The sequence below is a fragment of the Hymenobacter mellowenesis genome (assembly GCF_030581005.1).
Taxonomy (GTDB): domain Bacteria; phylum Bacteroidota; class Bacteroidia; order Cytophagales; family Hymenobacteraceae; genus Hymenobacter; species Hymenobacter mellowenesis.
Genome location: NZ_JAUQSX010000009.1, coordinates 138,997 through 164,461 on the forward strand (window position 1 = coordinate 138,997; position 25,465 = coordinate 164,461).

The 25,465-nt window shown below is 62.1% G+C and carries 27 protein-coding genes; 10 read left to right on the forward strand and 17 right to left on the reverse strand.

From position 1 onward, the window contains the following. Positions 1-205: 205 nt before the first annotated feature. From Q5H92_RS17285 to Q5H92_RS17300, 4 genes are all read right to left on the reverse strand, one after another. Positions 206-664: a hypothetical protein gene (locus Q5H92_RS17285; RefSeq protein WP_305012803.1), complete on the reverse strand. Its 459-nt coding sequence runs from the start codon at positions 662-664 to the stop codon at positions 206-208. A gap of 53 nt (positions 665-717) precedes the next feature. Then, positions 718-915 carry a hypothetical protein gene (locus Q5H92_RS17290; RefSeq protein WP_305012804.1) on the reverse strand — a complete coding sequence of 66 codons (198 nt, stop codon included), beginning with the start codon at positions 913-915 and terminating at the stop codon, positions 718-720. Between the two features lie 51 nt (positions 916-966). After that, positions 967-1,197, reverse strand: a complete 231-nt coding sequence (locus tag Q5H92_RS17295) for a hypothetical protein (RefSeq protein WP_305012805.1) — start codon at positions 1,195-1,197, stop codon at positions 967-969. 145 nt (positions 1,198-1,342) lie between these two features. Then, positions 1,343-2,260: a DUF58 domain-containing protein gene (locus tag Q5H92_RS17300; protein ID WP_305012806.1), complete on the reverse strand. Its 918-nt coding sequence runs from the start codon at positions 2,258-2,260 to the stop codon at positions 1,343-1,345. 272 nt (positions 2,261-2,532) lie between these two features. Between Q5H92_RS17300 and Q5H92_RS17305 the strand changes: the two genes are divergently transcribed. From Q5H92_RS17305 to Q5H92_RS17315, 3 genes are all read left to right on the forward strand, one after another. Continuing rightward, entirely contained in the window at positions 2,533-2,901 is a 369-nt protein-coding gene (locus tag Q5H92_RS17305; RefSeq protein WP_305012807.1) for a DUF3276 family protein, read from the forward strand. 212 nt (positions 2,902-3,113) lie between these two features. After that, positions 3,114-4,214, forward strand: a complete 1,101-nt coding sequence (gene ychF, locus Q5H92_RS17310; RefSeq protein ID WP_305012808.1) for a redox-regulated ATPase YchF — start codon at positions 3,114-3,116, stop codon at positions 4,212-4,214. An 83-nt stretch (positions 4,215-4,297) separates the two neighbouring features. Continuing rightward, positions 4,298-4,828, forward strand: coding sequence for a hypothetical protein (locus tag Q5H92_RS17315; protein ID WP_305012809.1), 531 nt, complete (start codon positions 4,298-4,300; stop codon positions 4,826-4,828). 139 nt (positions 4,829-4,967) lie between these two features. On the opposite strand, the gene Q5H92_RS17320 is transcribed toward Q5H92_RS17315, so the two are convergent. Continuing rightward, positions 4,968-6,428: a M48 family metalloprotease gene (locus Q5H92_RS17320; RefSeq protein ID WP_305012810.1), complete on the reverse strand. Its 1,461-nt coding sequence runs from the start codon at positions 6,426-6,428 to the stop codon at positions 4,968-4,970. Positions 6,429-6,669: 241 nt separating this feature from the next. On the opposite strand from Q5H92_RS17320, the gene Q5H92_RS17325 reads away from it, so the two are divergent. After that, entirely contained in the window at positions 6,670-7,551 is an 882-nt protein-coding gene (locus Q5H92_RS17325; protein ID WP_305012811.1) for a hypothetical protein, read from the forward strand. A gap of 148 nt (positions 7,552-7,699) precedes the next feature. On the opposite strand, the gene Q5H92_RS17330 is transcribed toward Q5H92_RS17325, so the two are convergent. Both Q5H92_RS17330 and Q5H92_RS17335 read right to left on the reverse strand, forming a co-directional pair. After that, positions 7,700-9,031, reverse strand: coding sequence for a type IX secretion system plug protein (locus tag Q5H92_RS17330; protein WP_305012812.1), 1,332 nt, complete (start codon positions 9,029-9,031; stop codon positions 7,700-7,702). Positions 9,032-9,117: 86 nt separating this feature from the next. Next, the gene (locus Q5H92_RS17335) at positions 9,118-9,675 is read right to left on the reverse strand and encodes a GNAT family N-acetyltransferase (RefSeq protein ID WP_305012813.1); all 558 of its coding nucleotides are present in this window, start codon (positions 9,673-9,675) and stop codon (positions 9,118-9,120) included. A gap of 175 nt (positions 9,676-9,850) precedes the next feature. Between Q5H92_RS17335 and Q5H92_RS17340 the strand changes: the two genes are divergently transcribed. Further along, complete coding sequence (locus tag Q5H92_RS17340; RefSeq protein WP_305012814.1) at positions 9,851-10,456, forward strand: eCIS core domain-containing protein; 606 nt, start codon at positions 9,851-9,853, stop codon at positions 10,454-10,456. A 76-nt stretch (positions 10,457-10,532) separates the two neighbouring features. On the opposite strand, the gene Q5H92_RS17345 is transcribed toward Q5H92_RS17340, so the two are convergent. The 3 genes from Q5H92_RS17345 to Q5H92_RS17355 all read right to left on the reverse strand — a co-directional run bounded on the left by Q5H92_RS17345 (position 10,533) and on the right by Q5H92_RS17355 (position 16,628). Continuing rightward, positions 10,533-12,443, reverse strand: a complete 1,911-nt coding sequence (locus tag Q5H92_RS17345) for an ABC-F family ATP-binding cassette domain-containing protein (RefSeq protein ID WP_305012815.1) — start codon at positions 12,441-12,443, stop codon at positions 10,533-10,535. Positions 12,444-12,687: 244 nt separating this feature from the next. Continuing rightward, positions 12,688-13,668 carry a T9SS type A sorting domain-containing protein gene (locus Q5H92_RS17350; protein WP_305012816.1) on the reverse strand — a complete coding sequence of 327 codons (981 nt, stop codon included), beginning with the start codon at positions 13,666-13,668 and terminating at the stop codon, positions 12,688-12,690. Between the two features lie 272 nt (positions 13,669-13,940). Continuing rightward, on the reverse strand, positions 13,941-16,628 hold the full coding sequence (locus Q5H92_RS17355; protein ID WP_305012817.1) for an AsmA family protein: 2,688 nt from the start codon (positions 16,626-16,628) through the stop codon (positions 13,941-13,943). 161 nt (positions 16,629-16,789) lie between these two features. Here Q5H92_RS17355 and Q5H92_RS17360 point away from each other — a divergent pair, with 161 nt between their 5' ends. Both Q5H92_RS17360 and Q5H92_RS17365 read left to right on the forward strand, forming a co-directional pair. Then, positions 16,790-17,353 carry a DinB family protein gene (locus tag Q5H92_RS17360; RefSeq protein WP_305012818.1) on the forward strand — a complete coding sequence of 188 codons (564 nt, stop codon included), beginning with the start codon at positions 16,790-16,792 and terminating at the stop codon, positions 17,351-17,353. After that, a complete protein-coding gene (locus Q5H92_RS17365; protein ID WP_305012819.1) occupies positions 17,350-18,027 on the forward strand; it encodes a 2'-5' RNA ligase family protein in 678 nt (225 codons plus the stop codon). The genes Q5H92_RS17360 and Q5H92_RS17365 overlap by 4 nt, the downstream gene beginning before the upstream one ends. A gap of 184 nt (positions 18,028-18,211) precedes the next feature. Here Q5H92_RS17365 and Q5H92_RS17370 read toward each other — a convergent pair whose 3' ends face one another. From Q5H92_RS17370 to ltaE, 3 genes are all read right to left on the reverse strand, one after another. Further along, the gene (locus Q5H92_RS17370; protein ID WP_305012820.1) at positions 18,212-18,817 is read right to left on the reverse strand and encodes a DNA-3-methyladenine glycosylase family protein; all 606 of its coding nucleotides are present in this window, start codon (positions 18,815-18,817) and stop codon (positions 18,212-18,214) included. A gap of 3 nt (positions 18,818-18,820) precedes the next feature. After that, a complete protein-coding gene (locus Q5H92_RS17375) occupies positions 18,821-19,507 on the reverse strand; it encodes a metallophosphoesterase family protein (RefSeq protein ID WP_305012821.1) in 687 nt (228 codons plus the stop codon). A gap of 94 nt (positions 19,508-19,601) precedes the next feature. Then, complete coding sequence (gene ltaE / locus Q5H92_RS17380; RefSeq protein WP_305012822.1) at positions 19,602-20,648, reverse strand: low-specificity L-threonine aldolase; 1,047 nt, start codon at positions 20,646-20,648, stop codon at positions 19,602-19,604. Between the two features lie 232 nt (positions 20,649-20,880). Between ltaE and Q5H92_RS17385 the strand changes: the two genes are divergently transcribed. Then, positions 20,881-21,162 (forward strand): hypothetical protein, encoded by a 282-nt coding sequence (locus Q5H92_RS17385; protein WP_305012823.1) that lies wholly within the window; start codon positions 20,881-20,883, stop codon positions 21,160-21,162. A 211-nt stretch (positions 21,163-21,373) separates the two neighbouring features. Here the strand turns inward: Q5H92_RS17385 and Q5H92_RS17390 are convergent, their stop codons facing one another. Then, positions 21,374-21,877: a metallophosphoesterase family protein gene (locus Q5H92_RS17390; protein ID WP_305012824.1), complete on the reverse strand. Its 504-nt coding sequence runs from the start codon at positions 21,875-21,877 to the stop codon at positions 21,374-21,376. 136 nt (positions 21,878-22,013) lie between these two features. On the opposite strand from Q5H92_RS17390, the gene Q5H92_RS17395 reads away from it, so the two are divergent. After that, a complete protein-coding gene (locus Q5H92_RS17395) occupies positions 22,014-22,718 on the forward strand; it encodes an NUDIX hydrolase (protein ID WP_305012825.1) in 705 nt (234 codons plus the stop codon). 20 nt (positions 22,719-22,738) lie between these two features. Continuing rightward, a complete protein-coding gene (locus tag Q5H92_RS17400) occupies positions 22,739-23,230 on the forward strand; it encodes a hypothetical protein (protein ID WP_305012826.1) in 492 nt (163 codons plus the stop codon). 11 nt (positions 23,231-23,241) lie between these two features. Here the strand turns inward: Q5H92_RS17400 and coaD are convergent, their stop codons facing one another. From coaD to Q5H92_RS17415, 3 genes are all read right to left on the reverse strand, one after another. Next, positions 23,242-23,709, reverse strand: coding sequence for a pantetheine-phosphate adenylyltransferase (coaD, locus tag Q5H92_RS17405; RefSeq protein WP_305012827.1), 468 nt, complete (start codon positions 23,707-23,709; stop codon positions 23,242-23,244). Between the two features lie 70 nt (positions 23,710-23,779). Next, a complete protein-coding gene (locus tag Q5H92_RS17410) occupies positions 23,780-24,649 on the reverse strand; it encodes a DUF3822 family protein (RefSeq protein ID WP_305012828.1) in 870 nt (289 codons plus the stop codon). 185 nt (positions 24,650-24,834) lie between these two features. Then, positions 24,835-25,341, reverse strand: coding sequence for an NUDIX domain-containing protein (locus Q5H92_RS17415; protein ID WP_305012829.1), 507 nt, complete (start codon positions 25,339-25,341; stop codon positions 24,835-24,837). Positions 25,342-25,465: the final 124 nt, after the last annotated feature.

The window sequence follows — 25,465 nt, forward strand, 5'->3', positions numbered from 1 at the left end:
ACGGCCAGCAGGCTGCCGTAGCGCTTCTGGGCTTCGCGTTTGCCTTCCAACTTTTGCAGACGAGAATTTATCAGGTCAGAAAAGTCCTCAACGGAGTAGGAACGTTTGGATGCAGCAGACACTGGCGATGGATACTAGGTGCTCAGGCGAAATAGCAAAGGGGCTACGTCTGATACGTAGGGAAGCCAAACTTAGGCCTTAAAACTTAGAAATGAAACAACGGCCGGCCCGGGTTCCAGATGCCCCACGGAATCATGAGCAGCACGAGCAGCAGCGCAATACCGAAATAGGTGAAGGCTTTCTTGTGCTTGAGGGTGCTGTCGACCGTCTTTTTCACGGCAATGCGGCCCACCTGCGCCAGCGCGGCGGCAATAAGCATCACCACGGCGTGCTCCATGCCGAAGAAGCGCACCACCGGGTCGTGGGTCTGGCCGTAGGTTTTCATTCCGTTCAGGCCGTAGGGGCTCAGGCCGAAATACAGGCCCAGGCCGATGAGCACCTGCAGCCACATAAAGCCCGAAAAGGCGGCACTCATCCCGTTGTCGGCGCTCACGAAGGGGCGGCGGCCCGACCAGCCAACGTAGGCCCGGTACACGGCAATGAGGCCGAAGATGAGCACGAACCAGCGGGACCAGGAGTGCAGAATGAGAAGCGTTTGGTACATAAAAAAGGGAATGGGTAAGCAAATGGAATTCAGCCGCAGGCGGCCGCTGCTGCCTAAGCAGCCAGCGCGCCGGCCAGCTTTTTCTTGTCGCGGTGCACCACGAACATAATCACGAACAGCGACACGTAGGGCAGCCCGCACCCGATGCCAAACCAGCGCCAGAACGAGCGGCCGTGGTTGTAGGCCATAAACGCCGTCATCAACGGCATGAAAAACAGCGGGGTTAAAATAACAACGAGTGCTTCGAGCATAAAGAAATACAGCCGTAATACAACGTCCGCAAAGATACGGCGCCGGGCAGGCTAGGCCCCGTGCGGTGGCTGGCGTCGCTGGGCTTCTTCGGCTTTTTCCTCGGCCCGGCGGTCGCGCATGGCCATGAACAATGCGATAAATACGGAGAAAAACGGCACCACCAACCCAAACCCAAACCACCGCCAGAACGAGCGTCCGTAGTTGTAGGCGATGTAGCCGGTGATGGGCGCGAATACCAGAAAGGACACCGCAAAAATGAGCAACAGGCGGAAAAGGAACACGGGGATGGAAGAGGGTAAATTATACTTTGTTGAACGTCATGTCGAGCTTGCCGAGACATCTCGCTCGGGGCAGTAAGGATTGGTGGCGGCACGCGAGAGGTCTCGGCAAGCTCGACATGACCGTTTTACCGCTTCGACCCGGGCCCTACCGCACCTTGCCGCGCTTCACCAAGTAGGCGTACAGTACTTTCTCGAACGGCTCGCGCACGTCCACGGGCACGAAATCGATGCGGAGCTGGCCGCAGCGCTGGGCCAGCTCCTGCTCGTAGGCCGTCATGGCCGCGCGGTACTGGTCCTTTATCTGAGACGGCTGGAGCTTGATTTCGAGGCCGGTTTCCACATCTTCAAAAATGTAGGGCCGCTCGGCGAAGTCGAAGTTGGCTTCGGTGGCGCGGTCGAGGATGTGGAAAAGCAGCACTTCGTGGTGCTGGTGCTTGAGGTGCTGCAGGGCCGCCAGGGCGGCTTCCTGCTCGGCCGCGCCGCGCCCCAGCATGTCGCTGAAGATGATGACGAGGGAGCGTTTGGGAATCTGCTGGGCAATGGCGTGCACGGTGCCGGCCACGTCGGTGCCGCGCCGGGTGGCGGGCGTGGGCGGGCGCTCCAGCAACTGCTGCAGGGCCAGCAGCAGCGTGTGGCGGTGGGTGCTGGTGGAGCGCACCGGCGTTTGCAACTCAATGGTATCGGCGAAGGTGACGAGGCCCACGGCGTCGCGCTGCCGGGTGAGCAGCGTGGTGAGCGCGGCGGCGGCCAGGATGCTGAACTTGAGCTTGTCGTGGCCCGGCGCGGGGTAGTACATGCTGGGGCTCACGTCGAGCAGCAGGTGGGCGCGCAGGTTGGTTTCCTCCTCGTAGCGCTTCACAAACAGCTTGTCGGTGCGGGCAAACACCTTCCAGTCAATGTGGCGCGTGCTCTCGCCGGGATTATAGAGGCGGTGCTCCGAAAACTCCACCGAAAAGCCGTGGTAGGGCGACTGGTGCAGGCCGGTGATAAACCCATCGACCAACTGGCGGGCCAGGAATTCGAGGTTTTCGAAGGAGCGGATGGCGGCGAGGTCGAGGGGCATGGGGCGGGGGAGGAAAGCGTCACGAGCGGAGATGTAAAGAACGTCATGTCGAGCGCAGCCGAGACATCTCGCGTGCCGAAGTAATCCAATCAACGGAATTAGTGACAGCACGCGAGATGTCTCGGCTGCGCTCGACATGACGTTCTTTAATACGATACTATCCTCCAACTCCGCCCCCCTCCCCGGCGTTTATCTTTACCGCACAATTCGTAAGTTAGTCCCCTCATTCAACGACCGACTCTATTTCCCACCCATACCCCCAACCCAACGCCGTGGACGACCGTCACGACCAGGAAGAGATTTATTCCCAACGCATTAAAGCCGGAAAGCGCACGTACTTCTTCGACGTGAAAGCTACCCGCGGTCAGGATTACTACCTGACCATCACCGAAAGCAAGCGCCGCCAGAACGGCGACGATTCCGTTTCGTACGAAAAGCACAAGATTTTCCTCTACAAGGAGGATTTCATGAAGTTCGTGGATGCCCTGCAGGACGCCGTGGACTACGTGCGGGAAGAGCTGCTTAGCCCCGAAGAAGTGGCCGAACTTGACCGCCCGCGCGAGTACGACGACCGTGACCAGCCCCGCCGCGAGGCCGAGCGTCCCGCCTTCGACCCCAATCGTAGCGACGACAGCTACTAACCGGTTCGGCCCGACGGTCCGGAAGAACGTCATGCTGAGCGCAGCCGAAGCATCTCTACCGCCATAGTAATTTAGTTACTCTCGCGGTAGAGATGCTTCGGCTGCGCTCAGCATGACGTTCTTTTTTCCGAAAGCCATGGCCGCAAGCCGTACCTTTGCGGCCGAATTGCCCGCAATTCAACACTCAACATTCAACACTCAACCCTAAGTAAATGGGCCTCCGCTGCGGTATCGTCGGCTTGCCGAACGTCGGTAAATCCACCCTTTTCAACGCACTCTCGAACGCCAAGGCCGAATCGGCCAACTACCCGTTCTGCACCATCGAGCCCAACGTGGGCGTCATCACCGTGCCCGACGAGCGCCTCCAGATTCTGGAAGCGCTGGTGAACCCCAAGCGCGTGTTGCCCACCATCATCGAGTTTGTCGACATCGCCGGCCTCGTGAAAGGCGCCAGCAAGGGCGAAGGCCTGGGCAATAAATTCCTGGCTAACATCCGCGAGGTGGACGCCATCATCCACGTGGTGCGCTGCTTCGACGACCCCAACATCGTGCACGTAGCCGGCGGCGTGGACCCCGTGTTCGACAAAGACGTTATCGACACCGAGCTGCAGCTCAAGGATTTGGAAAGCGTCGAGAAGAAGCTGCAGAAGTCGGAGCGCAGCGCCAAGGCCGGCGATGCCGTGGCCAAGAAGGAAGTGGTGTCGCTGCAGAAATTCAAAGCCGCTCTCGAAGCCGGCCAGAATGCCCGCGCCGTGGCCGCTTCCGAAGACGACCTGGCCGCCATTGCCGACCTGCAGCTGCTCACCGTGAAGCCCGTGATTTACGTGGCCAACGTGGACGAGGCCAGCATTGCCAGCAACGGCAATAACCACGTGACGGCCCTGCGCGAGCACGTCAAAGCCGAAGGCGCCCAGGTGGTGCTGGTGTCGGCCGCCATCGAAGCCCAGATTGCCGACATGGAAGACCCCGAGGAAAAAGAAATGTTTCTGGGCGAGTACGGCCTCACCGAGTCGGGCCTGAACAAGCTCATCCGGGCCAGCTACGAGCTGCTGAACCTGATTACCTACTTCACCGCCGGTGTGCAGGAAGTACGCGCCTGGACCATTCACCGCGGCGACAAAGCCCCCGCCGCGGCCGGCGTCATCCACTCCGATTTCGAGAAAGGCTTCATCCGCGCTGAGGTCATCAAGCTCCCCGATTACCAGGAGTACAAGACCGAAGTCAAAATCAAAGAAGCCGGCAAAATGGCCGTGGAAGGAAAAGAATACGTGGTGCAGGATGGCGACATCATGCACTTCCGGTTCAACGTCTAATTGCTGGCTCAAACAGCTTCGTCTGGCGTTTTGAGCTTAATTTATAGCCCCGGCCATCACTGGCCGGGGCTATTTTATTTGTAGTGAAGCTCGTTTGGATGAAAATCGTAGGAATAGTCCCGTTCATGGCGGCTTGTGCATTGCCGGCACTTAGCCAGTATTCCCAGCCTGTTGCTAGAAGGCCTTTTCCACCACAATACACCGTTACAATCGGCTACTGTGCTTGCACCGGCGGTGGTGACTTTTCAGTAGACAGCGGCGAAGTAATTGTGCCTGAGCAACTACGCCAATCATACATTGATGCGCTCAGCAAATGGCAGAAGCTGTATGGAACACGAGAAAAAATTGTTGAAAGGGTAGCATCGAATGGCTACCGAGTGTCATCATTACGCGCCGTAACTCCAGCCGCTTGGGATTCATTGTTCACGCCGTCCGCACGCAATGGCAATGTCGCCTTTTTAAATGGCAAAGACAGCGAGGAGAGAGCGAGTCAGGGTAGCTATTGGCGTAGAAGATACAGAATCACGGGTACCGTAATAGGAATAGCAGGCCCTTACCCAATATTTAAAATTCAGCGGGCCGTTCGAATTTCTGATAAGGCACAAGGTGATTAATCACCGCAGCTCGTATTCGGAAAATATTTGAGACTGTACCGAAAAATTAAATGGCCCAAAGAAAAAGCTGCTCGTACGAGCAGCTTTTTCTTTGGGCCATTGCTCACAAAGTCCTTGAAATCTGAGCGAATTCGTGGTCTTACTTCCCTACCACTTTATACAGCATCCCCTTCGGCAGCTTGTCGGTGGTTTTCATGCCGTTGAGAATGGCCATTTCCTCGTAGCGCTTGCTCGGGATGCCAGCTGAGGCGAGGGCCGAGGCCAGCGTTTGGGTGCCGGTGGCGGTGCGGATGTGGATGTGCTCGGGCTGGCGGTTGAGCTTGTCGGCTTCGGTGAGGCGGGCGTAGCCCTGGGCGGCTTGCTGGAACTGCGGCACGTAGGTGCCAAAAGTGGTGGGGGAGGCCAGGCCCACGAAGGCATATATGCTGTTGCCGTCCTGAATGAGCTGGGCCAGCACGTGGGCCGGCGTGCTTTGCTGGTCCTGCGCCTGCTGGTCGCCCTCAAACACGAGGGCGGGGAAGCCGTTGATGGTCGTTTTCTGGGCCTGCGCGTTGGCTACGCCAATGGACTTGGCCAGGCTCTGGGCGGCGGCATCGAGCGAATTGCCGCTGGCGCCCAGGAACACCAATAGGGCCTTGCCGTTGGGCTCCTGCATCTGGAACTGCTCGGGCGAGTTGTTCGACTTCCAGCCCGAGGGAATGGGGAAGCGGAACTTCAAATCGGGGTGGTAAAAGGTGCTGTTTTCCACGAAGCCCTGGCGCGGGTCTTCGCCGAAGGTCAGGCCTTCGATGGAGCGCAGGTACTGGTCGCGGTTCACCAGGAAGGTTTTGCGGCCGGCGCTTTGCTTGGCCTGGGCGGCCAGCTGCTTCACGCGGGTGTAGCGGTCGGCCGAGTTGGGGTGGCTACTGAGGAAGGTGGGGATGCTGCTGCCGCTCTGGGCCTCGGTGCGCTCCAGCGTTTGGAAGAAATCGGCCATGTAGCTGGCGTCGTAGCCGATTTTGGTGGAGTATTTCACGCCCAACCCGTCGGCCTCGTTCTCGTCGCCGCGGCTGTATTTCAGCATCCACAACCCCACGCCCTGCTGCACAATGCCGCCCACCGACTGCATCACGCGCGGCGCCAGCACCGAACCGAGTATCATGCCGATGCCGGCGATGGTGTTGTTGCGGCTCTGCTTTTTGCCGTGCTGCGCGGTGATGTGGCCCAGCTCGTGGCCAAGCACGCCCGAAAACTGCGCTTCGTTGTTGAAATACGCCATAATGCCGCGCGTGAAATACACGTGGCCGTCGGGGGTGGCAAAGGCGTTGATGATGGGCGAGTCGACGACAGTGAAGCCGTAGTCGCCGGGGCGGTCCGAAATGGCCGTCATCTGCTTGCCGCGGGCGGTGATGAGCTGCTGAAGCTTGGTGTTGTTGTAGAGGCCGAATTGGGCAATCACGGCCGGGTCGGGCTTGGCACCTTGCAGGGGCCGGGCGGCCGGGGCAGCCGGTGCGGTGGGGCGCCGGGCGGCCCAATCGGTTACGCTCGACGAGCCGGCCAGGGGTAGCAGCAGGGCCAGAACGGCGCCAGCGCGCACACTACGGAAAAGAGGAGTATTCATGAGAGTAAATAAAGCGGACTATGCCGGTGAAGGGCCACAGATGGGCATGCAACGGAAGGGGTGGGGGCTAGGGTTGCGCTTAGCCACCGTAGCGGGCAGCGCGGCCAGGGCCCGGTTGGCCGGCAGACTGGCAATAGCCATTTCCCTGCCAGATTGAGCGGTGGAAGGCCATTTCACGCAATACACACCCGTGGGCCGGGATTATTGCGGCGGTTTTGCCTGTCCCTTTGCCCGTTTCGCTATGAAAATAATTCGTTCGGCCGCCGCTTGCCTGCCCCTGGCCTTTTTGCTGCTGGCGTGCAGCCGCCACCCCACGGCCAGCCGCGCCAGCCGCTTTGTGCCCACGCCGCCCACCATCGACGGGCAGGCTACCGACTGGACCGACTCGCTCCGCTACGACCCCGTCAGCAAGCTGCAATACCAGGTGCTGAACGACGGCCGGCAGGTGTATCTGCGCCTGAAAGCGGCCGACCCGGCCACCCAGGCCAAAATCGTGCGTCTCGGCCTCACGGTGTGGCTCGACACCACGGGCCGCAACCAGCACCAGTTTGGGGTGCATTTTCCGCTTGGTGGTCCGCTGGGCGCCCGCCCCGGCACCGACGACGGCAGCCCGCGCCCCGGCGCCAACCCTCCCGCCTCCGACCGCCAAGAGGCCCGCCGCGAGCGCATGACCCAGGCCCTGACCGGCCTGCGCGAAATGGAGCTGCTCAACTATAAAGGCAACCCCGAGCCGACCCTGACGGACGCGCAGTCGCAGCTGGGCGTGAAAGCCGCCCTGGCGCTTGACGACCAGGAAAACCTGATTTATGAGCTGGCCGTGCCCATGCGGCTGCTCTACCGCAAGCTGCCCGCGCTCACGGGCCGGCCGGCCGTGGTGGGCGTAACGCTCGCCGGGGGCAAATTCAGCATGCCCGCGCCGGGTAGCGGCGGCATCCAGGGCGGCATGGGCGGCGGGGGTATGGGCGGCATGCGCGGCGGGGGCATGGGAGGCGGGGGCATGCGCGGCGGCAGCATGGGTGGGGGCGGTATGCGTGGCGGCGGCGGCCGGGGCGGCTACAGCGGCGGCGGACAGCAGTCGGCTCCCATTGCACTGAAAACTAGTGTGACGCTAACCTCGCATTAATTGGGAATAAGCAAAAACGTCATGTCGAGCTTGCCGAGGCATTTCGCGTGTGGTAGTAACTCCATCGTTGAATCGATTTTGATTACTTCGGCACGCGAGATGTCTCGGCAAGCTCGACATGACGTTCCTTTTGTTCGCGGTTCACCGTTCACTGTCGGCTGTTCATGTCTACCATCTGGTAACCGATGAGCAGGTCGGCGCGGGTGCCGGGCGGGCGGTAATACACGAGCAGGTCGTACTGGTTTTCGGTTTCGTAGTGGCTGCCTTCAAAGTAGGTTTCGTTGGCGCCGCGCGCGCCGGCCACGGCAAAATCGTAGTTGTAGTAGCCTTGCTTGAGCAGGGCGTGGCCGGTGTAGAGCTGGTTGGTTTCGTCGTAGGTCAGCTTGAATTCGTCCTTGAGCTGCCATTCGCTGAAGGCCCCGAAGGCATACACCGGGCCGGGCGCCGGCTGGGCGGCCTTTAGCTGGAACGTGACGTCGAAGTAGTCGGCGTTGGTGGCGCCGTTGCCGTACTCGCGGCTCTCGAACACGCGTTGGCCGTTGGCATCTACGTATTGGTTGTAGGCGGTGAGGGCGCGCGAGGTTTCGGGCTGCAGCTCCACGGTGGTCACGGGCCGGGCCTGTGGGTTGATGTGCAGCACGCCGATGCCCACGCTCTGCACCGAGCGGGTGTCGAAAAAGCGGTACTCGCTCAGGCCCGGGAAGGCGTTTTCGAAGTTGAAGTACTGGTATTCGAGGCGGCGGTCGAGGTCGCGCACGAAGGTGGGGCGCAGGTTGTACTTGGCGTTGTCCCAGCGAAAATTCTGGCGCAGCACCACCTTCACTTCCACGGCCGGGTTCACCAGTTCCACGGCGCCGTAGCCCACCGAGAAATCGAGCTGCTGCATGGTAAATCGCTCTTTGCCGCCTATCACAATGCCCGGTTTCAGGCCCACGTTCACCTGGTTCTCATACACCAGCAGCCGGCGCGACACCACCGGCACACCGCCCGGGCTTTGCACCACCAGCAGGTAGTTGCCACTGATTTTTACCTGCGGCGCCCGCAGCCGGTAGTGGAAATACGGCGTTTTGGTGCCCGTGCCCACGCGGTAGTCCGTCACCAGAAACTCGTTTATCTCGTTCAGGAACTGCATGTCCGTGAGGATGGACGGCTGCCAGTCCACGTCGCAGTGAATGAGTTTGGCGGTGAAGCGCTGGCTCTGCTCGCCCAGCACGTCAAACTCCAGCATGATGGCCGACGACTGCCCCAGCGGCACCACGGCCGGCTGAAACACCTCGTTGGGCTGGCCCGTGGCCACGTAGCACTGCACGCTGCGCACATCGGGCGAGTAGGCGTAGTCCTGGTATTTCAGGGTTTTGTCGGCGTAGTATTCGGGCGGCTTCTGAGTGCCGGCGCGGCTGGCGTTGGGGTCGGTGATGGGCGTGCCCAGCGGCACGCAGGCCGTGGCGAAAAGGAGGGAAGCGAGGGCAAGAAAACGCATAGGCCGAAAGGTACGGGCGGGGCGCGTTGTTGGTCGGCTCGGGGCCCGGCAACAGCACCGCCGTGCGCCGGTTATGGGGCGGCTTTTCACCGGCTGGCGGGGCAAAGCAGGGAGAAGTAAGCTGTGTCCAGAAAACGACCTTCCCAAAATTCATTTTCCCGAAAAAGCCCTTCCTGCACAAATCCCGCACGTTTCAGCACCCGCGCCGAAGCCTCGTTCAACGGGTCGATAACGCCTTCCACCGAATGCAGGCGCAGCGTCTCGAAGCCATAAGCAAGCACGGCCGCCACGGCTTCCTGCATAAAACCCTGGCCCTGATGGGCCGGGTGCAACAGGTAGCCAATTTCGGCCCGGTGGTGTTCGGGCTGCAGGCGGTAATAGCCAATGGTGCCGATAATTTCGGCCGACGCCTGCGGCGCAATGCCCCAGTTGAGCAGTTCGTTTCGGCCCGTTGCGTCGTTTCCCGTGGCAATAAGGGCTTCGGCGTCGGCCACCGACGTGGCCAGGGGCCGGGGAATATACTGCATCACCCGCGGGTCGGAGCGCAGGGCGAAGAGGGCCGGGGCGTCGGCGCTGGTTAGTTGGCGCAGCAGCAGGCGCTCGGTGCGCAAGGTGGGAAAGGGGGCAAAATTGAAGGTGAGCATAAGCGGGGCACTGCGTCGGGACAAGCGCCGGGGCGGCTGGCGCGGCAGCTGCCGCAAATGTAGCCGCCACCTCCGCCCCGAAAACTGCTCCGGTACTTCGTACAATTGTTGTACCTTACCTGCCAAGCTTCCCGCTCATGCTTGGGCGGTTGCACCTCTCCAGCCCCAGCACGCCATGCCCGCGCCCGCCCCCAAAGTCGAAAAGTCCAAGGTTTCCACCGCCTCCGAGCGGGCCCCCGCCCGTCCCGGCCACCAAGGGCCGACCGCCTTGGCCGACAACCGCCCGCAGGCCGCTGCCCAACGGCAGCTGCAGGGCCTGATAACCCAGTCGCCTCAGGTGCAGCAGGCGGCTGCGCTACAGGCCCGCGTTGCGCAGAGCCCCCGGCAGCAGCAAGTCGTCCAGCTCAAGGCAGTATCCGCGCCGGTGCAGAGAAAAGCGAACAGAACCGGCCTGCCCGACGAACTGAAAGCTGGGGTAGAGCACCTATCCGGCCACTCGCTCGATGACGTGAAGGTGCACTACAACTCCACCAGGCCAGCGCAGCTGCAGGCCCACGCCTATGCGCAGGGCACCGATATTCACCTCGCGCCGGGCCAGGAAACGCACCTGCCGCACGAGGCCTGGCACGTGGTGCAGCAGAAGCAGGGCCGGGTAAAGCCCACGATGCAGCTCAAAAGCAAGGAAAGCGTGAACGACAGTACCGGTCTGGAAAAGGAAGCCGATGTGATGGGCAGTAAATCACTGAATGCAGTGAGTAAGCCAGCCGCGCCAACGCGTTGAGTCGTATCAAAGAAAGCAAAAGCCCCGTTAGATACTATCTAACGGGGCTTTTGCTTTCTTTAATCTGTGAGGTTGGCTACACCTCGGCCAGCATTTCCCACCGGTCATTCAGTTGCACCAGTTCCTTTTTCACCTGTTCGAATTTCATCGTCGCGTCTTTCAGCTGCGCTGAGTTCTCGTAGATTTTGGGGTCGGCGAGCTGCTTTTCGTAGCCGGCCAGTTCCTTTTCCAGTGTGTCGATTTTGGCTTCCACTTCGGCCAGTTCCTTGAGAGCTTTCTTCTGGTCGGGCGACGACGTTTTGGCGGGCGCGGCGTCGGCTTTTTTCTCTTCCTTGGGCTGGGGCTTGGGGGCCGAGGGGCTGGGCAGGCCGGCCTTCTTGGCGGCCTTCTCGCGGTCCTCCATCCACTGCTCGTACTCGTTGTAGGTGCCGGGGTATTCCTTCAGCTGGAAATCCTCGATGTACCAGATTTTAGTGGCCACGTTTTCCACGAAAAACCGGTCGTGACTAATCACGATGAACGTGCCCTGGTACTGCTCCAGCGCCTGAATCAGGATGTTTACCGACACCATGTCCAGGTGGTTGGTCGGTTCATCGAGCAGCAGGAAGTTGGCTTCCGAAATCAGGGTTTTGGCCAGGGCCACGCGGCTTTTCTCGCCGCCCGAGAGGACTTTGATTTTCTTGAAAACCTCCTCGCCCGTGAACAGGAACGAGCCCAGCACCGAGCGTAATTCCATGTCGTTGCGCTTCGAGCCGGCCTCGCTCATCTCCTGCAAAATCTCGTTTTCCAGCGTTAAACTCTCCAGCTGGTGCTGGGCGTAGAACGACATGATGACGTTGTGGCCCAGCTGGTGCTTGCCGTTGGTGGGCGCTTCGGTGCCCGCCACGAGGCGCATGAGCGTCGATTTGCCCTTGCCGTTGGCACCGATGAGGGCGATTTTATCGCCGCGCTCGATGTGCACGTTGGTGTCGCGAAAAATCAGCTTCTGGTCGTATTTCTTCGTCACGTGCTCCATGCGGAGGATGTGGCGGCCGGGCTCGACTTTGAAGGTGAACTTCATGTTGATTTTGGCCGCGTCCTGCGCCACGTCCTCGATGCGCTCCAGTTTGTCCAGGGCTTTCACGCGGCTCTGGGCCTGCTTAGCCTTGCTGGCCTTGGCCTTGAAGCGCTCAATGAACCGCTCGGCCTGCCGAATCTGGGCCTGCTGGTTCTCGAAAGCGCCTTTCTGAATGAGGTTGCGCTCTTCTTTTTCTTCCAAGTAGTAGCTGTAGTTGCCGGCGTAGGGCACCAGCTTGCCACCAATCACCTCCACGGTGGTGTTGGTGGTGCGGTCGAGGAAAGCGCGGTCGTGGCTCACGATGATGACGGCGCCCTCGTAGTCGGCCAGGTAGTTCTCAATCCACTTGATGGAGGGCAAGTCCAGGTGGTTGGTCGGTTCGTCAAGCAGCAGCAGGGAAGGCTGCTGGAGCAGAATTTTGGCCAGCATCACGCGCATGCGCCAGCCGCCCGAGAAACTTTTTAGCGGCTTCTGCAGCTCTTCGGTATTGAAACCCAGGCCTTCGAGTATTTCCTCGGCGCGGGCCTGCATGGTGTAGCCGCCCAGCGCCTCAAACCGCTCCTGCATAGCGGCCAGCTTGTCGATGAGGTCATCCGAATAGTCGGTTTCGAACAGCACCAGCAGGTCGTCAATCTTTTTCTGCAGCTCCAGCGCCTCCTCAAAGGCCTGCATGGCCACGTGCAGAATGCTCTCGTGCGTGTCGTAGCTCAGCAAATCCTGGTTGAGAAAGCCCAGGCTCACGTCCTTGGCCATCGAAATCGAGCCGCCGTCGGCCTTGTACTCGCCCACCAGCAGGCGCAGCAGCGTCGATTTGCCGGTGCCGTTGAGGCCGATGAGGCCAATTTTGTCCTTGGGCTTGATGTGCAGGCTGGCGTTGTCGTACAGCGTGCGGGAGCCGAAGTGGAAGTCGAGGTCGGAAATGGAAATCATAGAATCGGGGTATTCGAGGGCAAAGGTACGGCCCGGGGCGTGGTAAACGCCGCCGAACCCAACCGATTTGAACGACGGTCGCCCCACAAAAAATCCCCGCAGCCGGGGCTGCGGGGATTGCCACGAGGCCAGACGGAACGTACCCCAAAGCGGTGCTTCGGTTCGTTAAACGATTCGGCCGCGAGCCGAAGCACCGCTTTGGGGTATTCGTTCCGGCCTGTTTCGGCTGGCGCAAACGGCTTCCTTATTGCTTCACCACCTTGAGGGTGCGGGTGCGGGCGCCGTCCTGGTAGCGGGCCAGGTAGAGGCCGGCGGCCAGGTTTTCGAGGTCGAAGCGGGCTTCGCGGTTGCGCACGGGCACCGTTTGCACGGCCCGGCCCGACAGGTCGAGCAGCTGCACGGTGGCGCTGGGGCTGGCTTCGGCCGGTGCCTGCACGGTGAGGCGGTTGGCCGCCGGGTTGGGGAAGGCATTCACGGCCAAGGCTTCCTGACCGGGCTGCGTGGCTGCCATGCTGGCGTTGACGGTAACACCCATTACATTGAGCGTGCCTGTGGCGGCAGGCTTATTAATCGCCACACTCTGAATCGCCTTCGTGGCGTTGGCGCTGGACAGCGTGAGGCGGAACTCATAGAGGCGCGGGTCGGTAGTACTGTTTTGGATGACGTTGTTGTCGCGGCCTACGCGGCCGAAGCCCCGCAAGGCAATGTTGGAAGTGCCCGAAAACCAGTCGGCCGCCGACAGCCCGGTGAAGGCCTGCGTGGTGCCATCGGTGAAGGTGACCGTGGCCGTGAAACCGCTGATGCCGTTTCCGGAAGTCGCCAGCAAATACACATCAGAGGCGGCCAGCGGCGTAGGAAAACCCAAAGTGCCCGAGCCGATACCATTGATGCGCAGCGAGTTGTTGGCCGAGTATGAGGCGAATCGGAACGTAAGGCCGCTGGTGACTGCACTGGTGAAAGTGCCGTTTGCCGGCAGGAACGAGGTGGGCGCAACGCCAGTCGAGCCGATGAATGTGGGCGCCATGAAGTTGAAGCGGTTGCCCACGGCGCCGCCGTCCACGTCGTCGGTGGTGGAAGAAATGACGGTGCCGGCGCCGTCGGCCACCACATCAGCATTGTAACCAGTCACGGCTACGGGCACCAGCGCGGCGTGGGCCGCCGGCATGGCGCCCAGGCCCAGCGTGAGCAGCGCCAAAGCGCGGAAAGAAGTAAAGGTATTGCGCATAAAAAAACGAAGAAGAAGGTGAATGAAAAATGGGTGAAAAGGGAAACTGCCAAATATAGGCCAGGTAGCGTTGCGGGTCAATTAATCGTTTAAGCTTTTTATAAATGAGGCCTATCGGTGCGTTTCAAAACAATTATGCAGCGCGCAGCGAAGCATCTCGCGTGTGGTAGTAACTCAACCGTCAATGATTAGTGGTGGCATGCGAGATGCTTCGCTGCGCGCTGCATGACGTCGGGGGCAATTGCCACCCAGCTGCGGCAGGCCGCCCGGTCCTACTTCGGCAGCGGGGCTTCGTCTTTGCTCTCGCTCAGTTTCTGGGCCAGCTTCTGGGGCACGCCCACGTTGTCGAACAAGCCGCTTACCACGCCCTGGCGCCAGAGTGTGAACACCGAAAAGCGCGGCTCCCGCGTCGAAATCATCTGGCCACTCACCAGCTTGCCGCGCTTGCGCGGGTTCTGGTCGCGGATGACGATGACGTTCACCGCCTTCGAGATGATGCGCTTGATGAGCGTCTTTTTAATTTCCTCCTGTTTGTAGCCCAGCAGCTCCAGCTGCAGGCCCGAGTACTGGGCCCACATGGTGCCGGTAGTGCCCTGGCGGTTGGCCTGCATGTCGAAGCGAATGCGCTGCACGTCGCCTTTTTTAAACTCCACCAGGCGGGTGGGCACCGTCATCGAATTCAGAATATTGAACGGGCCGGACCCGAACGTGCCCCATACCCGGTGCTGACCGTTGGGGTCGAGCAGGTACATCGACACCTGGGCATCGAGCCGGACGCGGTTTTGCAGGTAGGTGGTGGCCCGGCCGGTGAGTGGCGTAGCGCGGGTCTGGCGGCGGCGGTCGTTGCTCAGGTTGCGGAAGGTGCCGGTGAAGCGGGTGATGCCCAGCGTGCCCGGAATGGGCGTGCGCGGGCTGCGGTAGCGAGAAGAGAGGTTGCCGTTCACGATGTCGAGCCGGCGCACATCCACCGTCACGGGCAGCTTGCGCATTTCCTCAGGCGAAATTTTGGAGCGGTGCGGGTTGATGGGGCCGCGCCCGTCGGACGAGATGCGCACCGTGGGCCGCGTAAGCACCACCCGGGCGGCGCGCACGTCGGCCCGGCGCACCAGCCCGGCGAAGTCGAGCCCGCTGAAATCTAGGGCCGGTACCTGGATGGCCAGGGCTGACACTTGGTAGCCCTTGCGCAGGTTGAGCTGGACGGGCGTGAAGCGGGGCCGCAGCTCCATCTGCCCGAAATGAAAAGTGCGGGCGTCGGTGTCGAGGCGGGCGCGCTGGCTGTAGGCGCGGTAGTAAGGCGGGTCGAACGGGGCCGAGATGCGCCCCGACGAGCCCTTCCAGCCCCGGGCGTAGATAATGCGGCTGGGCGTGAGGGCGGCCAGCGAATCGATGCGGATGCCCCGGGCGGTCAGGTTGATGTCGTTGATTTCGGGCGAATGGCGCAGGCCGCCAATCTTGAAAAAGCTGCGTTCCACGCGCAGCTCAGCCACGTCGGTGCGGCGCACGGCTTTGGCTAGCAGCTTCCATACCGGCGGGGGCGGCGTCTTGGGCGGCGAAAAAATGAGCCGCCCGCCCGCCAGCACCACCGAAGAAGCCCGCAGCTGCCGCTGGCGCTGCAGCGCCGCCGCGTCGAGCCCGCGTACGGCCAGACTTGGCAGGGTCAGGTCGACGCGTACGCCGCCGGGCTGGCCCTGGCCCGGCGCCGGGGGCCGCACGCGCACCCCGCGCAAGTCGAAGCTGCCCGCCGTGGTCGATAAGTTCAGGTTGGTGAGGCTGATGGCGTGGGCGGCCCCCGTGGCCTGACTGCGGCCCGCGGCCACCTCCCAGGCTTTGGCAAAAAATAGCCGCCGCCCGCCGCCCGCACCCGTCGAATCAACGTGCAGGCCCGTGCCTTTCACCGCAATGCCGCGCACGGTAGCATTAAGCTGGTCATCGGCCAGGTGGAAATAGCCGCGCTGCACCACCACATGCGCCAGGTCGAGGCTGCGCACGTAGCGGCCCAAATCCGACGCGCCGCCGGACTTACCGGCGGGTGGCACCAGAGTTAGACGGGCGTCTTGGAGCAGCAGCGAATCGGCCCGCAGCTGGTGGCGGTGCTGCAAGATGGCCGGCTGAAGCCCGGTTAGCCGCAGGCGCGGTAGGCTCAGGTTGACGCGCGCGGCCTTGCCTGTCGCAGGGCCATCGGGCCGGATTTGCAGCGAGTCGAGCTGGATTTCCTTGTCTTCGGTGGAAAGCGTAAGGCTTTTTGCACCTAGGTGGTGGCCCTGCGCTTGCGCCTGGGCCCGCAGCAGCTTTAGGTTCCAGGCGGCGGCGTAGGCAATGCGCTGGGTGTCGGCGGCGCCGGCCGAGCTGAGGTGCAGGTCGTGAGCGCTCAGGTCAGCGCGTTGAAACCGGGCCGTGGACTGGCCGCCGGGGGCGTAGTTGACCTGCGTGTGCTGCAGGCCGAAGTAGCCGATTTCCAGCCCTTTCATTTTCAGCGGCAGCCGTTCGTGCAAGGGCTGGCCGGCGTTGCGGGTAGATTTTTGGGCCAAAGCCAGCACCTCAATACGCGCCGAATCGAGCACCACGCTGTCGATGGGTACCACGCTTTTGCGCAGCAGTGCCAGCAGGCCGATGCCCGTCAGGTGCAGCCGGGCGGCGTCGAGGCGCACGCGGGGCAGGGTGTCGGCCACCTGGGCGGCCGGGCGCAGGCGCACCCCGCGCAGCCGGATGGCGCGCTGCCACAGGCTGGTTTCCAGCGCGTCGATGTGCAGGCGGTACTGGCCGTGCGTTTGGGTGGCTACCTGCTTTTCCAGCTTCCGGCGCAACCAGGGGTCCAGAAAGTGCTGCACCACCAGGCCCAGCCCGAGCAGCAGCCCGCAAATTCCCAGCAGCCACCACACCCAGCGGTGAGACGGTCCCGGCGCGGCGGGCGTGGGCAAGGCGGGCGACGAAGCGCTAACGGGCGGAAAAATTTCGGGCACGGAGTAGGGTCAAGTCTAGCGTAACGCTAAAACAACCGGCCAGGGTTGGGCGGCGGGGCGGGTTCTCGATGGAGAATGCGGTTTTACCGACCAGCAGGTTTGGCGATATAGATAAGTTTCAACGCGCGCGGGTGTTTGGCGGCAGCCCGTACATTTGGGTTATGCCTACCACTTCCGCTCCCGACGCCCTGGGCGTTGCGCTGCTGGCCTCGTTTCGGCACAGCTTCCAGCAATACAAAAGCCTGGCCGACCGCGCCCTGGCCCAGCTCAGCGACGCCGAATGGCTGCACCAGCCGGCGCCGGGCAGCAACTCAGCCGCCGTCATCGTGCAGCACATGGCCGGCAACCTGCGCTCCCGCTTCACCCATTTTCTGACTTCGGACGGCGAAAAGCCCACCCGCCGGCGCGACCAGGAGTTCGAGGAGCCCGCCACCGTCGCGGCCATCGAGCCGCTGCGGGCAGAGTGGAAAGCCGCCTGGCGCGTGCTGTTCGAGCTGCTGGACGAGCTGCAGCCCAACGACTTGCTGGCCACCGTCACCATTCGCGGCGAGGCCCACACGGTGCTGGCCGCCGTGCAGCGCCAGGTGGCGCATTACGCCTATCACAGCGGCCAGCTCGTACAGCTGGCCAAAAACCTTCGGGGCGACGCCTTCCCGTCGCTCAGCATTCCACGGGGCCAGAGCGTACAGTTTAACCAGCAAATGGCCCAAAAAACCGCTTCATGAGTATAAACCCCAACGGCAAGTTGCGCGCCGAGCACGCGCACCCGGCGCCCGTCTACCCCGCGCTGCTCCGCCACAAAGTTGCCGACACGCCTCACCCCGACGCCGAAAACGAACGTACCAGCCCCATGCTCGCCATTACTTCCCTGCTCAGCCCGCCGCACACGCTGCGCATCAACAACATCATCAAAAGCCTGGAAGAAAAATTCGGCCTCGACGACGTGCAGGCCACCCTCGACCCGCACCTGACCTACCAGCTGGCGGGGGTGAAGAAATTGGAGTCGTTGAAAGAAGTGCTGGCCGACGTAGCGGCCCGCACCGCGCCGTTTCCAGCCTTCACCACCGGTCTGGGCGTGTTTCCGGGCGAGCGCCCGGTCATCTACATCCCCGTGCTGCGCTCCGATGCGCTCAATGCCCTGCACCGGCGCATTCAGGCGGCCACCGCGCCGCTGTGCCTGCGTACCGATAAGTTCAGCGGGCCCGACTGCTGGCTGCCGCACATCTCGCTGGCCCTGCACGACACCACCGCCGACCTGCTCGGCCCCGTCCTCGCCTACCTCAACCAGGAAACCTACAACCTCAAGCTCATCATCGACAACCTCGCCATTCTGCGCCAGGAAGGCGAGTTGTTTGTGCGGGAAGAAGTGTTCAAAATGGGCGAGAAGGTGCTGGGGTGAGTGGTTGGTGGAGTAAGGAGTTAATCAAAAAACATCATGCCGAGCGCAGCGAAGCATCTTTACCGCAGCAGTAAATCAAATTACTATTGCGGTAAAGATGCTTCGCTGCGCTCGGCATGACGTTCTTTTTTTATCCACCAACCCACTACTCCACCGCCTACACCGTCGGCGGAACCTGCGTGCCCTAGTCCAGGCTCTGCCATAGGTATTTGCAGGCCAGGGTGCGGTAGGGTCGCCAGGCCTCCGCAATCACAAGCATGCGCTTTTGAAGGGCGCGGCCGGTTTCTTCGAGGCCGTAGAGGCGGCGCATAGCATTTTGCACGCCCAGGTCGCCTTCCGAAAACACGTCGGGCTGGTCAAGGGCGAACATTTGCAGCATCTGGGCCGTCCAGCGGCCTACGCCTTTGATGGCGGTGAGGTGCTGCGTAAAAGCTTCTTCCGAGAGGCTGGTGAGGTGCTCGTAATCGAGCAGGCCCCGCTCGTTGTATTCGGCAATGGCCTTGAGGTAGCCAGCCTTCTGGCGCGAAAGGCCCACGGCCCGCAGCTCGTCTTCGGTCAGGGCCAGTACCTCGCGCGGCTCGGGGTAGCCCTCGGGCGGGAACAGCGACTGGAACCGTTTCCAGATGGCAGCGGCCGCTTTGGTCGAAATCTGCTGGCTCACGATGGCGCGCAGCAGCGCCAGGTACAGGTCTTCGTGGGGCCGGGGCGGGATTTCGCGGCCCTTGGCAATGACGCCCCCGAGCAGCGGGTCGGCGGTGCTCAGGTGTTCGATGGCGGCTTGGTTGAGCATTAATTATTGGGGCGTTAGATAGGAGAAACGTGGCTTTTCCAGCAAGTCCTGTGGGAAAACCGGAATCAGCACAATGTCCAGCACCGCGCCGGTGGGGGAGAGGCGCAGGCCCGTGAGGTTGCCCCCAAACACCGCGCCCGTGTCGATGTACATGGTGTGGGAATCGGGGTCGAGGATGGGCTCGCCGTCGCTCATCGGCGTGTGGCCCACTACCTGCAGCTTGCCGAGGCGGCGGAGCGGCCCGCGCGCCCACAGCAGGCCGTCGGAGCTGTCGGGGTCGTAGGCCGATTCGGAGGGACCGATGCCGGCGTGGCTCACCAGCACATGCTCGTTTTGCCAGAGCACGGGCCGCTTTTTCAGCCAGGGCAGGTGCCGGGCCAGCAGGGTGGGTTGGGCGCGATACTGCTCGGTGGTGCTGCGGCCGCCCCATTTTAGCCAGCCCGGGTAGGGGCCGTGGGGGGCGTAGTGGTGCAGCATGGCATCCTCGTGGTTGCCCATGAGGAAGGTCGTGGTGTCGGGGTATTTTTCGTTCAGCTCCCGGGCCAGCTCCACGGTGGCCGGCGTGTGGGCACCGCGGTCCACGAGGTCGCCCACCTGAATGAGGTGGTCGGTGGTCGGGTCCCAGCGTTTCAGCAGCTCCTGAAACGTGTGGAAGCAGCCATGCACGTCGCCGATGATGAAGAGGTTCATGGAATGAATAACGCGAACAGCCGCATGTGGTTTGCGAAGAGCCCCCGATAAGCCTCACGCCGAATAATCGGCTCAGGGTGCTCGTTCTGATGGCTCAAGCCGCTAGCCCCGCCAGCGCAGCTTCCACGCGCGCCAGCCCGGCATCGTCCACGTCCAGGTGCGTCACGAAGCGAATCCACTGCGGCCCGAAGCTGCTGGCCCGAATGCCGTGCCGCTCCAGCGCGGCCAGAAATTCGGCGGCTGGCTGCGTGTCATCGAGCCGGAAAATGACGAGGTTGGTTTCCGGGTTCAACACCTCGGCCACGTAGGGCTGGGCGCGCAGAGCCTCGGCCAGGCGGGCGGCGCGGCGGTGGTCGTCGGCTAGGCGCGCCACGTTGTTTTCGAGAGCGTAAATGCCCGCCGCCGCCAAGAAGCCGGCCTGCCGCCAGCCCCCGCCCATCACCTTGCGGATGCGCTTGCACTTCTTGATAAACGCCGCCGAGCCCAGCAGCACCGAGCCCACCGGCGTGCCCAGCCCCTTGCTCAAACACACCGAAATCGAGTCGAACAGCTGCCCATAGTCCTCGCTGCGCTGACCCGTCGCTACCAGCGCATTGAAAATGCGCGCCCCATCGAGGTGCCGCGCAATGCCGTGCCGCTGCGCCACCTCGCTGATGGCCCGCAAATCGTCCAGCGCGTAGCAACTGCCGCCGCCGCGGTTGTGGGTATTTTCGAGGCACACCAGGCGCGTGGTGGGGTAATGCACGTTTTCGGGCCGGATGGCGGCCTCCACCTGCGCGGCCGTGAGGCGGCCCCGCTCGCCCGGCAGCAGCGCCACGCTCGCGCCGGAATGAAACGCAATGCCGCCCACTTCCCACAGATACACGTGGGCCGTTTGCTCGCAAATCACCTCGCTCAGCGGCTCGGTGTGGGCCTTGATGGCAATCTGGTTGGTCATAGTGCCCGAGGGGCAGAACAGGCCGGCTTCGAGCCCGAAGCGGGCGGCGGCCATTTCCTCCAGGCGTCGCACGGTGGGGTCTTCCTCGTACACGTCGTCGCCTACCGGAGCGGCCATCATGGCGGCCAGCATGGCCGGCGTGGGCTTGGTCACAGTATCGGAACGCAGGTCGATGACGGGCGGCGTGGAGTTTTCAGTGGTCATGGCAAACAGGTCGAAAATCAAAGGAGAAAAGCAGAAAGCGGGCCCTGCTACCGCCCTGCGGTACTGCCCTAGGCCCTTGGCAACAAAAGTAGCCCCCGAAACGAGGCTTCGGCCGGCCTGCGCCAAAAGCACAGTCATTCAGCAAAATGACTCGTGGGCTTGCACTTTCAAAATGAAAGCCCTACTTTTGCCCTCCGTTTCGTAAGCCCTAGACTCTAATCATTCCGGCCCCATGACCGTTACCCGCCTCAAGCGCAAGCACCGCAAGAACATTGCCCGTGCCAACAACAAGCAGCACATCATCAAGGAATTGCTCCGCACGCCCGTTCTCAAGAACGTGGACATCGAAGAGCTGAAGTCGCGCTTCACCGCCAACGGCGGCGCCGCTGCTCCTGCTGCTAAAACCACCACTGCTGCCAACGCTGCTGCTTTCGACGACGCCGAAGCCGTAACCAAGCCGGTGAACGAAGACGGCCAGGAAGGCGAGCACCCCAAGCCCGAAATCGCGCTGTAATTCCTCGCTGCGGCCCCGTGCCGGCAGCTTTCGGTTTCCACGAGCCCCGTTACCTGTTTTGCAGGTGGCGGGGCTTGTTGGTTTTGTCACGGGTCATGTCGAGCGAACGTCATGTCGAACTTGCCGAGACATCTCATGTGCCGAAGTAATCCTTTCGATTAGATTTAGTGGTGGCACGCGAGATGTCTCGGCAAGCTCGACATGACGTTTTTCAACCGGCCCGCTTGCCCAGCTCCACGGCCTGCAAATCCACCACCTTGCCATTATCGACGCCGAAGCGCAGCAGCGTGCGCACCTGGTGGAAGCCGTGCCGCCCGGCCGCTCCGGGGTTGAGGTGAAGCAGGCCGAGCTTCTTGTCCGGCATCACCCGCAGAATGTGCGAATGGCCGGTGATGAACAGGCCCGGCCGGGCCTCGGCTAGCAAGGGCCGGGCAGCCGGCGCGTAGTGGCCGGGGTAGCCACCGATATGCGTCATCAGCACGCGAAGACCTTCAACTTCAAAGTCTTGCACCAGCGGTTGGGTGCGGCGCACGTCCGTGCCGTCGATATTACCGTACACGCCCCGAAAGCGCGGCGCCAGGGCCTGCAATTCGTCCACCACGCGGGCATCGCCGAAATCGCCGGCGTGCCAGATTTCGTCGCAGCCGCGCAGATGATGCGCGATTCGTTCGTCGAGGTAGCCGTGGGTGTCGGAAAGTAGGCCGATGCGTGTCATGGCACAAAGATGCGGCCGCCCGGCAAATCGGCCCGGCCCCGTATCTTGCGCCCGCTGCCCAGAGCACCATTCTCAATTCTTTCTTGATTTCGGCGGCCCCGTTGCCCGTTATCGTTTCCCCAAGCCGCTTTTTCCGATGAATATTTTCATCAACGACATCCCGCTGGTTATCAAAAAACTCAGCGAAAAAGTATACAAGCACAAGTTCGACCTCATTCTGAGCCCCGACGACGATTTTACGTCGAAGGACCTGATTGGCGACGTGCTGGTGAAGGACGCCGGCCCGCTCTTCATCGACCGCCTGCTGCGCCTTATGGAAGTGAAAAAGCTCAAGAAGCTGAAATCGCTGACCATGCTGGTGAAAAAGAAAAAGCACCTCATCCTGCACCTCAAAGACCAGTTTAAAATCGCCAAGGCCGGCGGCGGACTAGTGGTGAAGGGCGACCAGGTGCTCATGATTTACCGCCTCGGCAAGTGGGACCTGCCCAAGGGCAAGCTCAAGAGCGACGAGGACCAGGCCGCTGGCGCTCTGCGCGAAGTGGAGGAGGAAACCAACATCAAGCTCGAGCTGGGCGAAGCCCTGCCCAGCACCTGGCACAGCTACGCCTACAAGGGCAACAAAATGCTGAAGAAAACCAGTTGGTTCCTGATGAAGTGCCTCGACGACAGCCTGATGAAGCCACAGACCGAGGAGTACATCGAGGAAGTGCGTTGGATGTCGCCGCAGGAGGCGCTGGCCAAATTGGAAGATTCGTACGCTTCCATTGCCCTCGTGGTGCGGCACTACCTGAGTGAGATGGCCGGCAAGCCCGCCAAAGAGACGCCCGCCGCCGGCAAATAAATAGCGTTATATTGCGGTCTATGCGACCGATTCTGGCAGGAGTGGTAGTGACAGTGGCGGCATTGGGCCTGAGCGCGTGCTCGGGGGCGCACGAGCGCGCGCGCGAGCACGCCGGCACCCGCACTGCCCCGCCCGGCCGCCCCACGGCCGGCGTCGATGTGCCGTCGCTGCTCAACTTATCGTTCGATGAAATGAGCCAGCGGGTAGGGCCGTCGCAGCCCCTGCCCGTGGGCTTTTCCGACCCCACGGTAGCCCCACTGCCCCAACACAACGCGCCCCTCGATTCGATGGCCCTGTTTCGGCGCAGCGGGGTGGCGCTGGTGGTGGCGTATGATTACAAAACGCGCCATGTGAACGACCTGCTGCTGCTAGGCAGCAACGAAAACGACCTCATGAGCCGGGCCCATTTGCAACTGGGCGCCGACCGCTACCTGGTACTGCCCGTGTTTCAGGCGCACCAACCCACCCAACTCATGGGCCTGCGGGTGCTCACCACCGGCCTCAATCAGTAAGCAACTGCCGCTTACGATGCCAATGGCGGCAACGGATAGGGCAGAAACGCATCCACATTGCCGCCGTAGCGGTGAATGTCCCGGATGATGGTGCTGCTGACGGCCCCCAACGCCGGCGAAGTGAGCAAAAACACTGTTTCCAGGCCGGGGTTGACGTGCTCGTTGCCGAAGGCAATGGGCTTCTCGTACTCAAAATCGGGGCTGTTGCGCAGGCCGCGCAGCAAAAAACGGGCGCCCACCTCGCGGGCAAACTCCGCCGTGAGCCCCTTGAAGGTACGCACCGACACCCGCGGCTCATCCCGAAACACTTCGGCCAGCAGGGCTACCATCTGCTCGATGGGCAGGTAGCGCTGCTTGCTGCTGTTGGTGCCAATGGCCACGACTACCTCATCAAACAGCACCGCTCCACGCCGCACAATATCAAGGTGCCCATTGGTGAAAGGGTCGAATGAACCGGGAAAAAGCGCAATGCGGGGCATAGGCGTTTTATAAATTATGAGTTATTAATTATCAGCTATTGAGCGTTTGAGCGGTACTATTAATTCATAATTAACAAAAGTGCAGGCTGAACAGGTCGAAGTAGCGGTACTCGAAGACGTCGTTGAGGCGGTAGCTGTATTGCACGTTGCCGGGCCGAACGCCGAAGCGCACGTTGCGCACGTAGGTGCGGAGTAAACTGAAAATGGCGGAGTCGGGCATTAGCTCGCCCCACACAGTCACTTCGTCTTCGTCAGGGTTGAGCCCGAGTTCCTGCATCACCAGAATGGTGTAGTACACCACGTCCTCGGCCGTGGAGCAGGGGAACACGTTGCAATACTCCAGGTGCTGGCCCAGCACCACCAGCGTCAGCTCCTGCGGGCCAGGGTTGAGGTAGAGTCGGCGGGGCGGGGCCGCCCCGCGCTGGTGCACCAGCCCGGCCAGCAGGGCGCTGGTGTGGTGCAGCAGGCGGCCGCTGGCGCCGTGCGTGGCGCTCAGCCAGCCGGCCAGGGCCGCGTCGGCGGCAAACACGTTCACCAGCTCCAGGCCCGGGTGGGTGGTGTGGCGCACGGTTTCCCAGGGGGTGGGGGTATGGTGCAGGCGTAGTGTGGCTTCCTCATCGCCGGCCCGGAACAGGGGTGCCGGCAGCAGCGTGAAGGCGCGGCCCGTGACGGCGAGGCGCACGGCGTTCCAGCTCCGTTGGCTCAGAAAATCGTGCTGGGCGGCCAATGCGGGCAGGCCGCCCGGGGGCAGCGGATGCTCTTCCAGTACCACAAATTTGTTGCGCTCAACATCGGCGGCCGCTAGTTGCAGGCGGGTGGGGCTGGCTAGCAGGTAAAGGTTGTAAGCCCCCGGATTGGTTGGGTCGAAGGTTTCGTCCCGCAGGCGCAACTGCGCGTTGGCGGCTGGAACAGAAGAAGCAGAGGCAGTGGAAGCGGACACGAATTCGAGGCGGATGGGCCCGAAGATAACGCTTCGCTGAATTTAATGGGAAGCCATGGAAACGTTATGTTGAGCTTGCCGAGACATCTCGCGTGCCGGAGTAATCCAAGCGAAAGGTCTACTTCAGCACGCGAGATGCTTCGACTACGCTCAGCATGACGTTCTTCCGGCGCACGCCTCACTGCTCACTTCACAAAATGAACCTGCGGCACAAACACGTCGTCGGGGCTGAGCAAATGCTGTAGTACCGGATGCACCCGAGCGGGGGGAATTTGCTGGAGCTGGCGCGGGGTAAGCCAGGCCAGTTCCGTGAGCAATTGCTGGTCGGGGGTGTGTTCGGGGTCGTGGCCGAGCTGGGGCTGGCTGGCGTCTTCGGCAATGACTTCAAAGAACAGCTCCAGCGCCTGCAGCTGGTTGGTGCTGAACTCGTGCAGGTGCAGAAAACGGCCAACCTGCACCGTCAACCCGGTTTCCTCGCGAAACTCCCGAACCAGGGCGGCCCGAATGCTTTCGCCAAACTGCCATCCGCCCCCCGGCGGCGACCAGAACGGGGCTTCCGCCGGCAGCAGGCCGCGGTGGGCCGCCAGCAGTAGCGCGCCATCGCGCAGGAGCACTCCGCCGACGCGCACCCGCACCTTGCCCGAATACGCGGCCAGCAGGGCCTCAGAATCAGGAGTATTGAAATCGGTCATGTAAGCGGGAAAGTAAAATAACGTTTGTTTTCGAGGCGCGGCAGTGGTTTCAGGGGCGGCGGGCGAGCCAGAGAAGTCGGGCACACCGCCCGGGTCGCAGAGCGTGCAAGGCAAACGTGGAGCA

What these genes read in the sequence shown, in the direction of transcription:
- Q5H92_RS17395 (WP_305012825.1), top strand. Translation starts at nt 22,014, where the DNA reads ATGAATATTTTCATCAACGACATCCCGCTGGTTATCAAAAAACTCAGC.
- Q5H92_RS17320 (WP_305012810.1), bottom strand. Translation starts at nt 6,428, where the DNA reads ATGAATACTCCTCTTTTCCGTAGTGTGCGCGCTGGCGCCGTTCTGGCC.
- ychF (WP_305012808.1), top strand. Translation starts at nt 3,114, where the DNA reads ATGGGCCTCCGCTGCGGTATCGTCGGCTTGCCGAACGTCGGTAAATCC.
- Q5H92_RS17370 (WP_305012820.1), bottom strand. Translation starts at nt 18,817, where the DNA reads ATGCTCAACCAAGCCGCCATCGAACACCTGAGCACCGCCGACCCGCTG.
- Q5H92_RS17290 (WP_305012804.1), bottom strand. Translation starts at nt 915, where the DNA reads ATGCTCGAAGCACTCGTTGTTATTTTAACCCCGCTGTTTTTCATGCCG.
- Q5H92_RS17325 (WP_305012811.1), top strand. Translation starts at nt 6,670, where the DNA reads ATGAAAATAATTCGTTCGGCCGCCGCTTGCCTGCCCCTGGCCTTTTTG.
- Q5H92_RS17400 (WP_305012826.1), top strand. Translation starts at nt 22,739, where the DNA reads ATGCGACCGATTCTGGCAGGAGTGGTAGTGACAGTGGCGGCATTGGGC.
- Q5H92_RS17285 (WP_305012803.1), bottom strand. Translation starts at nt 664, where the DNA reads ATGTACCAAACGCTTCTCATTCTGCACTCCTGGTCCCGCTGGTTCGTG.
- Q5H92_RS17385 (WP_305012823.1), top strand. Translation starts at nt 20,881, where the DNA reads ATGACCGTTACCCGCCTCAAGCGCAAGCACCGCAAGAACATTGCCCGT.
- Q5H92_RS17375 (WP_305012821.1), bottom strand. Translation starts at nt 19,507, where the DNA reads ATGAACCTCTTCATCATCGGCGACGTGCATGGCTGCTTCCACACGTTT.
- Q5H92_RS17415 (WP_305012829.1), bottom strand. Translation starts at nt 25,341, where the DNA reads ATGACCGATTTCAATACTCCTGATTCTGAGGCCCTGCTGGCCGCGTAT.
- coaD (WP_305012827.1), bottom strand. Translation starts at nt 23,709, where the DNA reads ATGCCCCGCATTGCGCTTTTTCCCGGTTCATTCGACCCTTTCACCAAT.
- Q5H92_RS17300 (WP_305012806.1), bottom strand. Translation starts at nt 2,260, where the DNA reads ATGCCCCTCGACCTCGCCGCCATCCGCTCCTTCGAAAACCTCGAATTC.
- Q5H92_RS17390 (WP_305012824.1), bottom strand. Translation starts at nt 21,877, where the DNA reads ATGACACGCATCGGCCTACTTTCCGACACCCACGGCTACCTCGACGAA.
- Q5H92_RS17365 (WP_305012819.1), top strand. Translation starts at nt 17,350, where the DNA reads ATGAGTATAAACCCCAACGGCAAGTTGCGCGCCGAGCACGCGCACCCG.
- Q5H92_RS17350 (WP_305012816.1), bottom strand. Translation starts at nt 13,668, where the DNA reads ATGCGCAATACCTTTACTTCTTTCCGCGCTTTGGCGCTGCTCACGCTG.
- Q5H92_RS17340 (WP_305012814.1), top strand. Translation starts at nt 9,851, where the DNA reads ATGCCCGCGCCCGCCCCCAAAGTCGAAAAGTCCAAGGTTTCCACCGCC.
- Q5H92_RS17345 (WP_305012815.1), bottom strand. Translation starts at nt 12,443, where the DNA reads ATGATTTCCATTTCCGACCTCGACTTCCACTTCGGCTCCCGCACGCTG.
- ltaE (WP_305012822.1), bottom strand. Translation starts at nt 20,648, where the DNA reads ATGACCACTGAAAACTCCACGCCGCCCGTCATCGACCTGCGTTCCGAT.
- Q5H92_RS17360 (WP_305012818.1), top strand. Translation starts at nt 16,790, where the DNA reads ATGCCTACCACTTCCGCTCCCGACGCCCTGGGCGTTGCGCTGCTGGCC.
- Q5H92_RS17335 (WP_305012813.1), bottom strand. Translation starts at nt 9,675, where the DNA reads ATGCTCACCTTCAATTTTGCCCCCTTTCCCACCTTGCGCACCGAGCGC.
- Q5H92_RS17330 (WP_305012812.1), bottom strand. Translation starts at nt 9,031, where the DNA reads ATGCGTTTTCTTGCCCTCGCTTCCCTCCTTTTCGCCACGGCCTGCGTG.